This is a genomic window from Mesorhizobium sp. P2_E6, assembly GCF_056403835.1.
In genome coordinates this window covers 28,205-41,270 of the sequence record NZ_JBFUEQ010000017.1, presented here as the reverse complement: position 1 = coordinate 41,270, position 13,066 = coordinate 28,205, and the positions used below count along the sequence as shown (strand labels likewise).

Annotated in this window: 15 protein-coding genes and 1 pseudogene; 9 read left to right on the top strand and 7 right to left on the bottom strand. The window is 63.1% G+C overall.

The genetic code is table 11. The features are described from left to right. Positions 1-11: 11 nt before the first annotated feature. Complete coding sequence (locus AC1D08_RS31260; RefSeq protein ID WP_457152850.1) at positions 12-1,070, top strand: glycerophosphodiester phosphodiesterase family protein; 1,059 nt, start codon at positions 12-14, stop codon at positions 1,068-1,070. A gap of 306 nt (positions 1,071-1,376) precedes the next feature. Here AC1D08_RS31260 and AC1D08_RS31255 read toward each other — a convergent pair whose 3' ends face one another. Next, positions 1,377-2,249 (bottom strand): aldo/keto reductase family oxidoreductase, encoded by an 873-nt coding sequence (locus AC1D08_RS31255; protein ID WP_457152849.1) that lies wholly within the window; start codon positions 2,247-2,249, stop codon positions 1,377-1,379. Positions 2,250-2,340: 91 nt separating this feature from the next. On the opposite strand from AC1D08_RS31255, the gene AC1D08_RS31250 reads away from it, so the two are divergent. Continuing rightward, positions 2,341-3,240 (top strand): LysR family transcriptional regulator, encoded by a 900-nt coding sequence (locus AC1D08_RS31250; RefSeq protein ID WP_457152848.1) that lies wholly within the window; start codon positions 2,341-2,343, stop codon positions 3,238-3,240. A 211-nt stretch (positions 3,241-3,451) separates the two neighbouring features. Here AC1D08_RS31250 and rpsI read toward each other — a convergent pair whose 3' ends face one another. The 3 genes from rpsI to AC1D08_RS31235 form a co-directional block, all read right to left on the bottom strand. Continuing rightward, entirely contained in the window at positions 3,452-3,934 is a 483-nt protein-coding gene (rpsI, locus tag AC1D08_RS31245; protein ID WP_457152847.1) for a 30S ribosomal protein S9, read from the bottom strand. Position 3,935: 1 nt separating this feature from the next. Then, entirely contained in the window at positions 3,936-4,400 is a 465-nt protein-coding gene (gene rplM, locus AC1D08_RS31240) for a 50S ribosomal protein L13 (RefSeq protein ID WP_010915638.1), read from the bottom strand. Between the two features lie 215 nt (positions 4,401-4,615). Then, positions 4,616-5,080 carry a PaaI family thioesterase gene (locus tag AC1D08_RS31235; protein WP_457152852.1) on the bottom strand — a complete coding sequence of 155 codons (465 nt, stop codon included), beginning with the start codon at positions 5,078-5,080 and terminating at the stop codon, positions 4,616-4,618. 212 nt (positions 5,081-5,292) lie between these two features. Between AC1D08_RS31235 and AC1D08_RS31230 the strand changes: the two genes are divergently transcribed. The 7 genes and pseudogenes from AC1D08_RS31230 to AC1D08_RS31200 all read left to right on the top strand — a co-directional run bounded on the left by AC1D08_RS31230 (position 5,293) and on the right by AC1D08_RS31200 (position 9,857). Then, positions 5,293-6,114 (top strand): enoyl-CoA hydratase, encoded by an 822-nt coding sequence (locus AC1D08_RS31230; RefSeq protein ID WP_457152846.1) that lies wholly within the window; start codon positions 5,293-5,295, stop codon positions 6,112-6,114. Positions 6,115-6,116: 2 nt separating this feature from the next. Beyond that, a complete protein-coding gene (locus AC1D08_RS31225) occupies positions 6,117-6,539 on the top strand; it encodes a VOC family protein (protein WP_457152845.1) in 423 nt (140 codons plus the stop codon). After that, positions 6,539-6,658, top strand: a pseudogene (locus AC1D08_RS31220) (AAA family ATPase); the annotation flags it as partial. The gene AC1D08_RS31225 and the pseudogene AC1D08_RS31220, both read left to right, overlap by 1 nt. A 50-nt stretch (positions 6,659-6,708) precedes the next feature. Further along, positions 6,709-7,467 carry a GNAT family N-acetyltransferase gene (locus AC1D08_RS31215; protein WP_457152844.1) on the top strand — a complete coding sequence of 253 codons (759 nt, stop codon included), beginning with the start codon at positions 6,709-6,711 and terminating at the stop codon, positions 7,465-7,467. After that, on the top strand, positions 7,454-7,975 hold the full coding sequence (locus tag AC1D08_RS31210) for a CoA-binding protein (protein WP_457152843.1): 522 nt from the start codon (positions 7,454-7,456) through the stop codon (positions 7,973-7,975). The genes AC1D08_RS31215 and AC1D08_RS31210 overlap by 14 nt, the downstream gene beginning before the upstream one ends. A 250-nt stretch (positions 7,976-8,225) precedes the next feature. Continuing rightward, positions 8,226-9,506 (top strand): O-acetylhomoserine aminocarboxypropyltransferase, encoded by a 1,281-nt coding sequence (locus AC1D08_RS31205; protein WP_095081250.1) that lies wholly within the window; start codon positions 8,226-8,228, stop codon positions 9,504-9,506. Positions 9,507-9,512: 6 nt separating this feature from the next. Beyond that, positions 9,513-9,857, top strand: coding sequence for a cupin domain-containing protein (locus tag AC1D08_RS31200; protein WP_477424963.1), 345 nt, complete (start codon positions 9,513-9,515; stop codon positions 9,855-9,857). 71 nt (positions 9,858-9,928) lie between these two features. Here AC1D08_RS31200 and AC1D08_RS31195 read toward each other — a convergent pair whose 3' ends face one another. From AC1D08_RS31195 to AC1D08_RS31185, 3 genes are all read right to left on the bottom strand, one after another. Then, positions 9,929-10,645: a transporter substrate-binding domain-containing protein gene (locus AC1D08_RS31195; RefSeq protein WP_477424961.1), complete on the bottom strand. Its 717-nt coding sequence runs from the start codon at positions 10,643-10,645 to the stop codon at positions 9,929-9,931. Between the two features lie 24 nt (positions 10,646-10,669). After that, positions 10,670-11,674 carry a hypothetical protein gene (locus AC1D08_RS31190; RefSeq protein WP_477424959.1) on the bottom strand — a complete coding sequence of 335 codons (1,005 nt, stop codon included), beginning with the start codon at positions 11,672-11,674 and terminating at the stop codon, positions 10,670-10,672. An 87-nt stretch (positions 11,675-11,761) separates the two neighbouring features. Further along, positions 11,762-13,012 (bottom strand): cytochrome P450, encoded by a 1,251-nt coding sequence (locus AC1D08_RS31185; protein WP_457154780.1) that lies wholly within the window; start codon positions 13,010-13,012, stop codon positions 11,762-11,764. Positions 13,013-13,066: the final 54 nt, after the last annotated feature.

The following is a 13,066-nucleotide window of genomic DNA, read 5'->3' as shown; positions in this document are numbered from 1 at the left end:
AGCGATTCTCGATGCGGACCATCTGGCAGAGCCTTCTGCTTTGCGCGGCACTTGCGGCCGCCTCTGGCCAATCATTGGCAGGAGAAACCCGCGCCAGGCAGATCCTCGACCGCTTCGAACATGCCAACCAGTGGCGCGACCACGTCATGATCGCCGCGCATCGCGCCGGCAGCATGCAGGCCGGCAAGACGCTCTATGCGGAAAATTCGATCGCAGCCGTCAAGGGTTCGATCGCCATGGGCGCCGAAATCGTCGAGGTCGACATCAGGCGCTCGAAGGACGGTGAGTTCGTCGTCATGCATGACAGCTGGCTCGACCGCACCACGACCTGCAGGGGCGAGGTGGTGAAATACACGCTGGCCGAACTGAAGACCTGCCGATTGGTGGTTGAGGGTACCTGCGCCATCACCAATGAGACAGTTTCGACGCTGCGCGAGATGCTGCTGGCGACCAGGGACCAGATCCTCATCAACCTCGACAACAAGCTCGAGGTCGGCGACCTCTCCGGCATGATTGCGGTGGCTCGCGATCTCGGCATGGCCGAACAGGTCATCGTCAAGGAAAACCTTTGGAACTCCACCCGGATTGCCACGGTCAAGGCCGCCATGGATGCCATAGGCGGCGGCTTCCAGTTCATGCCGATCATTGCTGACGACGCGGTGCACGATGCCGCTTTCGCCGAGACGGTCGACCACGCCTTTTCGCCACGCGCGACCGAGCTGATCAACTGGCGGGCAGGCGCCGAGACGCTGACCGAAACCGGCGGGCCGTTGTTCAGCACGCGCATGCGCGCGGCCGCGGTGCGTGGCAACTGGCACATCTGGGCCGACACCTACGCCATCGTCAACAAGCCGGGCGGCTTCCTCGCCGGTGGCCGCGGCGACGAGCTGGCGGTCCAGGCCAGCCTGCCGCGAGAGGCATATGGCTTCTGGGCCGATCGCGGCGCCACCATCATCCAGACCGACGAGCCGAAGGCGGCGATCGACTGGCTGGCGGCGAATGGCTACCGCGTGCCTTACGCCGACGAGGCGCGGCCGGCTGAGCCCGCCAACACGGCGAGCATCAACTAGGAACGTTGGCGCCGCACCCCGCCTGGGAATGCCAGCGCCTTCACCCCACCCGGCGCTACGCGCCGACCTCCCCATCGAGGGGAGGTAGAGGTTGCTGCTAACCGCGCGCGCCGAGTGGCTGCAAGGCAAAGGTTTGTCGCCAGTTGGTCGTCGGAATGTTGCAGAGCGATGGCAAACTTGGGCGCCCTACCTCCCCTTGATGGGGAGGTCGGCGCGCAGCGCCGGGTGGGGTGACAGCCGTCCCCCAAAAAAAGGCTGCCCGAAGGACGGCCTTTTGCTTATGCAACTGCGCGCAGTGCTGCGTCGTCAGGCAGCCGCCGCCATGCCATCCAATTCCCTGAGCACATCGCCCGAAAGCTCCAGTTCGGCGGCAGTGAGGTTCTCCCGCAGATGCGCGACCGACGATGTGCCGGGGATCAGCAGGATGTTGGGCGCGCGCCGAAGCAGCCAGGCGAGCGCGACCTGCATCGGGGTGGCGCCGAGGCGCTGCGCCACATCGGAGAGCGTCGAGGACTGCAGCGGGTTGAAGCCGCCGAGCGGGAAGAACGGCACGTACGCAATGCCGTCACGAGCGAGGTCGTCGATCAGGGCGTCGTCGCCGCGATGCGCCAGATTGTACTGGTTCTGCACACAGACGATCTCGGCGATCCGGCGTCCTTCCCTGATCTGGGTCGATGTCACGTTGCTCAGTCCGATATGCCTGACCAGGCCTTGGCGTTGCAGTTCGGCCAGCACGGTGAGCGGCGGTTCGATCGACCCCTCGGCGGGACCGTGGGTGTCGAACATGATGCGCAAATTGACCACGTCGATCACCTCGAGGCCGAGATTGTGCAGATTGTCGTGCACCGCCTGGGTCAGCGCTTCGGCGGAAAAGGCCGGAAGCCATGATCCATCCGCGCCGCGCCGGGCGCCGATCTTGGTGACGATGACCAGATCCTTGGGGTAGGGGGCCAGCGCCTCGCGGATCAGCCGGTTGGTGACGTGCGGGCCATAGAAGTCGCTGGTGTCGATGTGGTCGACGCCTTGTGCAACGGCCTCGCGCAATACTGCCAGTGCCGCGTCATGGTCCTTGGGCGGCCCGAACACACCGGGCCCGGCGAGCTGCATGGCACCGTAGCCAAGCCGTTTCACGGTGTGGCTGCCAAGGGTGAAGGTGCCGGCCTGTTGGATATTGGACATGATTGATCTCCTTTGAGGCGGCGAAGATAGGTGCTGCTCAATCTTGTGATAATCAGGTACAATCCACACAGGCTGTACGGAATTGCGAACAATGATGGATCTCAGTGATCTGAACGCCTTCGTGGCGGTGGCGCGCGCCGGGGGTTTTCGCGATGGTGCGCGCGCCAGTGGCGGCAGCGCCTCGGGCTTGAGCGAGGCGGTGCGTCGCCTGGAAGCGCAGCTCGGTGTCAGGCTGTTCAACCGCACGACGCGCAGCGTTGTCCCGACCGAGGCCGGTCTCAGCCTGCTGGAGAGGCTCGGTCCGGCGCTGTCGGAGGTGGAGGCCGCCCTCGATGTGGTGAATGGCTTTCGCGACAGGCCGGCGGGCTCGTTGCGTCTCAATGTGCCGGTCAGCGCCGCGCGGCTGATATTGCCCGACATCGTCCCAGGCTTCCTCGCCGCCTTTCCCGGCATCCGGCTGGAGGTGATCGCTGACGAGAATTTTGTCGATGTGCTGGCTGCCGGCTGCGACGCCGGCATCCGCTACGACGAGCGGCTGGAACAGGACATGATCGCGGTGCCGATCGGACCGCGCGTGCAGCGTTTCGCCACCGCCGCCAGCCCAGCCTATCTCGATCGCCATGGGCGGCCGCAACATCCGGGCGACCTGCTCGGCCATGCCTGTGTGCGGGGCCGCTTTGCCAGCGGCGCGATGCTGCCGTGGGAATTCGAGCGCGACGGCGAGGTGGTGCGCATCGATCCGACAGGCCCGCTGATCGTGCGGATCGGCGGGGCGACCGATCTGGCCGTCGATGCGGCCATCGCCGGCACCGGCATCATCGGCCTGTTCGAGGGCTGGCTTCGCCCGCACTTCCAAAGCGGGGCGCTTGAACCCATTCTGGAACCGTGGTGGCAGAGCTTCTCCGGGCCGTTTCTCTATTATCCCGGCCGCCGCCTCGTGCCGGCCCCGCTGCGGGCGTTCATCGACTATATCAAGGCCGGCAGACCCTGAGACCTGCGCCATGCATGAATTGCGCCGGCGCCGTCACCCCACCCGGCGCTACGCGCCGACCTCTCCATCGAGGGGAGGTAGCGTGCCGCGCTCTTCTACCTCCCCTTGGATGGGGAGGTCGCGCCGAAGGCGCGGGTGGGGTGATGGCGGAGCCGCAAAACAAAAAGGCCGCCCGAAGGTGGCCTTTTCGATTGGCAAAACTGCGGAGCGCTTAGCGCTTCGAGAACTGGAAGCTGCGGCGGGCTTTCGCCTTGCCGTACTTCTTGCGCTCGACGACGCGGCTGTCGCGGGTCAGGAAGCCGCCCTTCTTGAGCACGGCGCGCAGCGCCGGCTCGTAGTAGGTCAGCGCCTTGGAGATGCCGTGGCGCACGGCACCGGCCTGGCCCGAGAGGCCGCCGCCGATGACGGTGGCGACGATGTCGTACTGGCCCGAGCGGTTGGAGGCGATGATCGGCTGGTTGAGGATCATCTGCAGGACCGGACGCGCGAAATAGGTCGCGAATTCCTTGTCGTTGACGATGATCTTGCCGGAACCCGGCTTCACCCAGACGCGCGCGATGGCGTTCTTGCGCTTGCCGGTGGCATAGGCGCGGCCCGACTTGTCGAGCTTCTGGACATGGACGGGTGCCGCGGCCTGCGTGTTGGTGTTGCCTGTGGCGGCGCCCAGTTCTGCGAGCGAGGAAAGCTCAGCCATCTTATGCGACCTTCTTGTTCTTGGAATTCAGCTTGGCCACGTCGAGAACTTCGGGCTGCTGGGCGACATGCGGATGCTCTGCACCTGCATAGACGCGCAGGTTCTTCATCTGCCGACGGCCGAGCGGGCCACGCGGGACCATGCGCTCAACGGCCTTCTCGACGACACGCTCGGGGAAACGACCCTCGAGCAGCTGGCGCGCGGTGCGCTCCTTGATGCCGCCGGGGTGGCCGGTGTGCCAGTAATAGACCTTGTCGGTGAACTTCTTGCCGGTGAACACTACCTTGTCGGCATTGATGACGATGACGTTGTCGCCGTCGTCGACATGAGGGGTGAAGGTCGGCTTGTGCTTGCCGCGAAGATGATTGGCGATGACAGTGGCAAGACGGCCGACGACGAGACCCTCGGCGTCGATCAGGATCCACTTCTTCACCACATCCGCAGGCTTCTGCGAAAAGGTTGTCATATTTTCTGCTTTCGGTTCGGACCTTCACCAGGGAAGGCGTTTCTTGTTGCTTGGATTGGCGAAGGGCGCTTGCCCGCCGCCAATAACAAAACGGCGGCCTTTGCGGGCCGCTGCTTCGTGAGGGCTTATAGGCGAGGGCAGTTGTCGCGTCAAGGCTAACGAAAAGGGGAACAGCAGGAAAAGGAAAGCAAAACCAACATCTTGGACAAAAGGTATTATTTTACCACATCATCATTTCGCTTCGGCGGGATCGAATACGTGCCGGTGGCATGCGCCACGGTGTGTCCGTCCGGGCCGGCGACGATGTCGATGTCGAACACCATCAGGCTCTTTCCCAGCTTCAGGATCCGGCAATGGCCATCGATCGGCCCGGCCTCGGCCTTGCGGACGAAGTTGATGTCGAGGTTGACTGTAACGGAAAGCGCGTCCGGCCCGGCATGAGAGAGCACGCAGACATAGCCGCCGATATCGGCGAGCGTGAACAGCGACGGACCCGACACCGTGCCGCCAGGGCGCAGGTGCCGCTCGTCGGCATTGAGCCGCACGAGGCAACCGCCCGGGAACACGTCGATCGCCTCGTAATGTTTGAACTCGTCGTTGAGCTGGGGATAGACGCTACCCATCAGCACATTGACTTCCGCCGCGGTCAGCACCGGCTTGAGATTGCTCTGGGCGGGCATGGCGGTCTCCCTCGTATGCGCCTGTTTGAACGCGGCCGGGCCTTCTGGCAACACCGTTTCAGCCTCCATTGATGACAATCCTAAGCCACAGGGACAAATGCAGGGCAGCCTTGTCGCTTGTGCCAGCAATCTGTTTGATGGTGTTGGACGAGGCGCGATGGCGTACTAGATTGAAGCATCCAACCACGATCCTGAATCGCGGAGAAACGACCATGGCTGAAATCCTTGCCATCAAGCCTGGCGCCGTTGAAGGTCCGGTTGTCGCACAACTGGACAAGAGCGTGCTGCGCCTCACGCTTGCCAATCCGCCCGCCAACGCGCTGTCGCTGGCGGTAATGGAGGCGCTGACGGGGGAACTCGAACGCGCCAGAACCGACAAGGCGGTTCGCGTCATCGTTCTCTCGGCCGCCGGCAAGGTGTTCTGCGCCGGCCATGATCTCAAGGAAATGACGGCGCGCCGCGCCGACGCCGATCATGGCAAGGCCTTTTTCGCTGAGACGTTTGCGGCCTGTGCCACGCTGATGCAGGCGATCGTGCGTCATCCCTTGCCGGTGATCGCCGAGGTCGACGGCCTTGCCACAGCCGCCGGGCTGCAACTGGTCGCCAGCTGCGATCTGGCAATTGCGTCGCATGAGGCGACCTTCTGCACCCCCGGCGTCAACATCGGCCTGTTCTGCTCGACGCCGATGGTGGCACTGTCGCGCAACGTCTCGCGCAAGCATGCGATGGAGATGCTGTTGACCGGCGAGACGATCGATGCGGCAACCGCCAAGGAGTTCGGCCTGGTCAATCGCGTCGTGCCGCGTGAATATCTGAATCAGATTGTCACCAAATACGCGCAAACCATTGCTTCCAAATCATCTTTGGTGGTCAAGACCGGCAAGGAAGCCTTTTACGCGCAGGCTGAGATGGGATTGGCCGACGCCTATGCCTACACCGGTCGGATCATGGTCGACAACATGCTGGCGCGCGACGCGGAGGAGGGCATCGGCGCCTTTATCGGCAAGCGCAAGCCGCAATGGACGGACGAGTAGTCGTGGAACCGCGCATCTCCATCATCACCATCGCGACGGACGATCTCGACCGCGCTGTGCGCTTCTACGAGGCGATGGGCCTGACCCGTCATGCCGGCATCACCGACGGTGTCGCCTTTTTCCAGATGGGCGGCGCCATTCTCGGCCTGTTCCCGCGCGCCAGCGCAGAGGAGGACTCTGGCGTTGCCTTCACTGGGGCGCCGTCCGCCGTCTACCTCGCTTACAACACACGCTCCGATGCCGAAGTCGACGAGGTGCTCGCCATGGCCGAAAAAGCCGGCGGCCGTATCGTCAAGCCGGCCGGCCGCGCCTTTTGGGGCGGCTGGTACGGTTATTTCGCCGATGCCGATGGGCATGTCTGGGAAGTGGCGCACAATCCGGCCTTTCCAATCGCGGAGGACGGCACCATTTCCCTGCCTGGCTGATGGCCTGTCGTAAGCAGCTGACGCGGCTCAAGGCACCCTATCTCAAACGCATCCGGCTTGACTGGAACCTGCCGCTGTTTCGCGACCACGATTTCGAACTCGAATTCACCACGCCGATCTGCACCGATCCGCAAGCTTTTGTGCAGGAAGCGCTGTCGGAGGATGATGCGTGACGGATGACGATCTCAACTGGCGCAGCGAACAGGCGTGCCGCGAAGCCTGGCCGGCGGCGATCGAAACCGTCGTCGACGGCTGGCTTCTCAGGCGCTCCGGTGGCCGGACCCGGCGCGCAAACTCGGTCAATCCCTTGCGTGGCAAGCGCGGTGCGCCCGACAAGGTGATCGACGCCGCCGAGTCCTTCTATGTCGGCCACGACCAGACGCCGCTGTTTCGGGTGCCTGATATTGCCGATGAGCTCGAAGCCGCACTCGACCATCGCGGTTACCAGCTCGAAGGCGGAACCATCCATCTTTATGCCGGTATCGACGACCTGGCGGAGATCCGTGACGGGCGCGTCACTGTATCGCTGGTGCCCGGCGAAGACTGGCTCGCAGCGCGGTTTCGCATGGGCGCCTACGACGACATCGATCGCCGGGTCTTTCGCGAGATGACGGGGCTGATCGCCGGCGACCGGGCGTTCGTGTCCTGTGAACGCGACAGCGAAATTGCCGCGCTGGCCTATGGCGTCATCCGAAACGGGCTGCTTGTGGTGGAATCGGTTGAAACCGACGGCCGCTTCAGGCAGCAAGGCCTGGGCCGCAAGACGGTCGGCGGTCTGATCGACTGGGCACGACGGGCGGGTGCTGACGCGGCATGCCTGCAAGTGGTGGCCGACAATGCGCCAGGCCGTGCGCTCTATGCTTCGCTTGGATTCAGCCGTGAACTTTACCGCTATCACTACCGCAGGAAGCCGCATGAACCACGATAGTTACGACAACACCTACATCGCCGGCATCCTCAATTCGGTGAAGACCATCGCCATGGTTGGCGCGTCCGCCAATGACGTGCGGCCAAGCTATTTCGTGCTGAAATATCTGCTGGCCAAAGGCTTTTCGGTGTTTCCGATCAACCCTGGCCAGGCCGGCAAGCAAATCCTCGGCCGGATGACCTATGCCAGGCTGGCCGATATTCCCGAACCGATCGACATGGTCGACATCTTTCGCGCGGCGTCGGCGGTGCCGGGCATTGTCGATGAGGTATTGCGGCTCGATCCCTTGCCGAAAGTCCTTTGGATGCAGCTTGGCGTACGCCATGACGAGACAGCCGCGCGCGCCGAGGCCGCCGGCATCAAGGTGGTGATGAACCGCTGCCCCAAGATCGAATATGGCAAGCTGTCCGGCGAGATCGGCTGGACCGGCGTCAATTCGGGGGTCTTGTCGTCGAAGAAGCCGCTGATGCGCCCCGGGTTCCAGAGTTTCGGCGTTCGCCAGAAATGATGCATGTCGCCCAAAAGTGCGCAGCGGTTTTGGGATGACGACATGCACCAAAAAGGAGCCTCTAAGGCGCGTCGGATAAAGTCCTTCAAACGCGGCACGCCTTAGAAGCAAAATTATTCCGCAAGGCCGTGCATTTTCTCGCGTCCCGGCCGCAGATCGTTCGCCGAAGGGCATTTTCTTCTTTGCATTCGCGTCCGGGCTTCGCCAAGAATGCCCGGCCATTTCAAGAGTTTCAAAAAGAGAGGTTTCGATGACCCGCACGCCCGGTTTCAACACGCTCGCCGTCCATGCCGGCGCCAAGCCTGACCCGGCCACCGGCGCCCGGGCCACGCCGATCTACCAGACGACCTCCTTCGTCTTCGACGATGCCGATCACGCTGCCTCGCTGTTTGGGCTGAAGGCCTTCGGCAATATCTATACCCGCATCATGAACCCGACGCAGGCAGTGCTGGAAGAACGCATCGCGGCCCTCGAGGGCGGCACGGCGGCGCTTGCGGTCGCCTCCGGCCATGCCGCGCAAGTGATCGTGTTCCACAATCTGATGCAGCCGGGCGACAATTTCGTCGCCGCCAACAAGCTTTATGGCGGCTCGATCAACCAGTTCGGCCACGCCTTCAAGAATTATGGCTGGGAGGTGCGCTGGGCCGACACCAATGACATCTCGACCTTCGAGAGCCAGATCGACGACAGGACCAAGGCGATCTTCATCGAGAGCCTCGCCAATCCGGGCGGCACCTTTGTCGATATCGAGAAGATCGGCGACATCGCCCGCAAGCACGGCCTGCCGCTCATCGTCGACAACACGCTGGCCTCGCCCTACCTGATCCGCCCGATCGAGCACGGCGCCGATATCGTCGTCCATTCGCTGACCAAATTCATCGGCGGTCACGGCAATTCGATCGGTGGCGCCATCGTCGACGGCGGCACCTTCGACTGGTCCAAGTCGGGCAAGTACCCGATGCTGTCGGAACCGCGCCCCGAATATGGCGGCCTTATCCTGCACGAAACCTTCGGCAATTTCGCTTTCGCCATTGCTGCCCGCGTGCTTGGCCTGCGCGACCTCGGTCCGGCGATTTCGCCGTTCAACGCCTTCCTGATCCTGACCGGTCTGGAAACCTTGCCGCTGCGCATGCAACGCCACTGCGACAACGCCGTGACCGTCGCCGCCTGGCTGTCCAATCATCCCAAGGTCGCCTCGGTGAATTATCCCGGCCTGCCCTCAGACAAGAACCACGCGCTGCAGAAGAAGTACTCGCCGCAAGGCGCCGGCGCCGTGTTCACCTTCGGCCTCAAGGGCGGCTATGACGCCGGCGTCAAATTCGTCGAGGCGCTGGAGCTGTTTTCGCACCTGGCCAATGTCGGCGACACCAAGTCGCTGGTCATCCACCCGGCCTCGACCACGCACCGCCAGCTTTCCGACGAGCAGAAGGTCAAGGCCGGAGCCGGTCCGGACACTGTGCGGCTTTCCATCGGCATCGAGGACGTCAACGACATCGTTGCCGACCTCGAACAGGCGCTTGCCAAGGTCTGATCGATCATGACCGCGTTTCTTTCCGTCGACATCAAGAACGTCGAACCCGAATCTGGCGCGCCGGCGCCGGATCGGCTGATCTCGGGCGATCCGAAATTCCGGACCTGGAACGTCGAGGAGCGTGACGGCGGCCTCTATGCCGGCATCTGGGAATCGACCCCGGGCAAATGGCGCATCGTCTATGACGAATGGGAATTCTGCCACATCCTGTCCGGCGTTTCGGTGATCACCGAAGAAGGCGGTGCGGCGCGCACCGTCAAGGCCGGCGACAGCTTTGTGCTCAGGCCCGGCTTCAAGGGCAGTTGGGAAGTGCTTGAAACGACCCGCAAGGAGTATGTGATCAAGCTCTAATGCATGTCGCCCAAAAAGTGGCCCCGGTTTTGGGGGAACGACATGCATAAAAACAGGCGTCCACGCCGGGATCAGACGACGCGATCGATATCGCTGTCCGAAAATCCGTATCGCGCCATCATCTGCCGGTGCCAGTCACCGCCCAGCAATTCATCGAGGCAAGCATCGATGTCCCTGAGCAGGGCGCGGTTGCCCTTGGCGATTGCGAAGGCACCGGCCGATGGCTGTTTTTCGCTGGCCGGGACCTCGACAAGGCCAAGCGGCATTTCGGACCGCTGGGTCAGATAGCCTCGATGCGCCATCGCAACGCTGGCATAGGCATGCACCACGCCGTTGGCCACTGCGTCCGCCGCATCGGCCTGGGTTGCAAACATCCTGATCTGCTCCGGCGCAATCCCGTTGTGCAACGCCGTGAGATGCTGCACCTGGTCGGTAATGACGCCAAGCAAAGCCGTCCGGTCCCTGGCAATGGACTGGTAGCCGCCAAAGCCGCGCGGATTGTCTTTCGCGACCAGCAATCCATCCTGCAACGCCCAGATCGGCCGTGTGAAGTCGACAATCTCTTGGCGCTCTTCGGAGACGAACAAGCCGGTCGTCATGGTCCAGCGGCCCTCGACCAGCCCTGGCAGCAATTCAGCGAATTCGGTCTCGATCGTCCTGAATCCCGCCAATCCGAGCTTCTCGCCGAGCCTGCGCGCAAACTCGACGTCACAGCCTGAGACCTCGCCCGATGCACCGGTGAAGCAGAATGGCGGCTCTTCGAGGAAGGCGAACGTCAACTCCGTCATATGCTTGATCAAACGGTCGCCATCCTATTTCGCCGGGAACTGGCTGAGGCAGGCCTCCGATGCCTTGTCGTGGAAGGTTAGGGCATTGGCGTCCTCTGCCTCGATATCGACGTCGGAAATCTCGTTGCGATAATACTGCGCCACGAGATCGAGGCCCTCCTGGCTGATGCCCTGGGTGGGCATTTCGCGCGCAAGGCAGCCGCAAAGGCTGAGCGCTCGATCCGGTGAGCCAATTTTGTGGTTGGTGAGGATGAAGTCCTGTGCCGGGCAGGCATCGAGGAAGCCGGCGAAATTCAACTTCTGCTGCGGCTGGTCGCCATGATTGAAGTAGGCCGGCGGCCATTGGCTCTTGCCGTTGGCGACATCGCAGCCGGTGGCGACGTCCTCGGCATTTTTCAGAAGCGCCTGCCAGGCAATCTCTTTCGCGCCCGTCGGATATTCGAAGTTCTCGCCCAGCGATGCGGTGTACATATCGAGATCGGGTTGCGTGAAGCCGGTCACCTGAAACCGGCTGAACCGGCATTGGCATTCAGCGCTCACGCGTTCCGCTTCACCCTCCGCCGGCTGCTCGTTGGATCTGCTTTTCTGGCATGCCGCCATGAAGGCGGCGCCATCGAGCGACGAGGCAGGAAACGTAGAGGCGTCGACATAGCGTTTTCCGTCCCAGCCGATCATCATCTGGTCGGACTGGATGTCGAGAAAACCGTTTCGTTTGAAGGCGCTGAGCCCGATCTTGTCCTGCTGCACCAGCCTTGCACCGGGAATGTCGCCGAGGACTTCCTGGTAGATGTCGCCTTCGAGGACGAACAGGAAGTTGCCGCAATGGATGCCGTCGCAGCCAGGCGCATAGCGATAGGCGAAGATCTCGGGAAAGCCGTCGAGGTTGAGATCGACCTCCACCGCAAAGGATGGCGGCGGGAAATCCTTGGCTCCGGTCTGCCGCTCCAGCAGGCCGGCCGCCATTTTCTGGGCGATCGCCACGCTGTTTTCCCACGGGATGTTCTCCGGCTGCTGCTGGGCGTGCGCCATCCCCAGGCACGCGCAAAGCATTGCCAACGCGAACGCCGTCGCCGGTCTCGAAAACACCCACATGTCGCAGCCCCAGGCCCGCGATCGTCAGAAGCCGACGGCGAGCGTTTCCAGCCCATGGAAGTGGTAAGTGTCGCGGAAGCGGGGCGGTTCGGCAAGATGCAGCTTTGGCTGCCGGTCGAACAAGGTTTTCAGCGATACCTGCAATTCGAGCCGGGCTAGCGGCGCACCGATGCAGAAATGGATGCCGGCGCCGAAGGATACGTTCTTCTGGTCGGCGCGATCCGGGTTGAAGGCGAGCGGTTCGGCGAAGGCGCGCGGGTCGTGATTGGCCATGCCGAGCAGCAGCCCGATCGTCTGGCCCGGCTGTACGACGATGCCCGGCGCGACTTCGAACTCCTGATAGGCGTAGCGCGTGAACATGTGCAGTGGCGCGTCGAAGCGCAGGCACTCCTCCACTGTCGCCGCGGTCGCTTCGGGTGAGCTGAAGAAGCGACGGGGATCGCCACCTTGCGCCAGGATCGAGCGCACGGCATTGCCGGTCTGGTGCACGGTCGCTTCATGGCCGGCATTGAGCAGCAGGATCGCCGAGGACACCATCTCGTCCTCCGACAGCTTCTGGCCGTCCTCCTGCGCCGAGATCAGCAGCGACAGCAGGTCGTCACCGGGGTTCTTGCGCCGCTCGGTGACATGGCTGCGCAGGAAATCGGCAAAATCGCCTGCGGCGCGGTTGGCCGTCTCCTCGGTTTCGCGCGTGCGGCTATGCATGTACATGGCGACCATCTGGTGCGACCAGTCGAGCAGTTGCGGCCCCATCTCGACCGGAACGCCGAGCATTTCGGCAATGATGGTGATCGGCAGCGGCGCCGCGAAGGCGGGCAAGAGGTCGACGGTTCCTTCGGGTTGGAAACGGTCGATCAACTCGTTGGCGAGCGCTTCGACACGCGGCCGCAGCCGTTCGACCTGGCGCGAGACGAAGGCGCGGTTGACCAGCGTTCTCAGCCGCGTGTGCACCGGTGGCTCCAGCTCCAGCATCGAATTGGCTTCGATGCCGTCGAATGCCTTGAGATGGCTGCGGTCCTGGCCGACACCGCGCCTGTCTGGAATGCCGGCTGGGTTCTGCCGGCCGAAGCGACGATCGCGCAGCAGCCGGTTGACGTCGTCGAAGCCGCCAAAGCACAAGAAGCCGAACTCTTCCCAGAAGAATGCATTCGAGGTGCCGTGCAGAAAGGCGTAGGCCTCGTAAGGATTTTGAAAAAAGGCCGGCTCGTGCGGGTCGAGCCGCAGGTGGCGGGTGGCTGGATCAAAGGCCAGATAAGGTGGCGTCAATTTGGTCATGCCAGACCAATAGCGCGGCTTGCCAGCCCGGTTCCAGACCGTATGTTGCGCCCG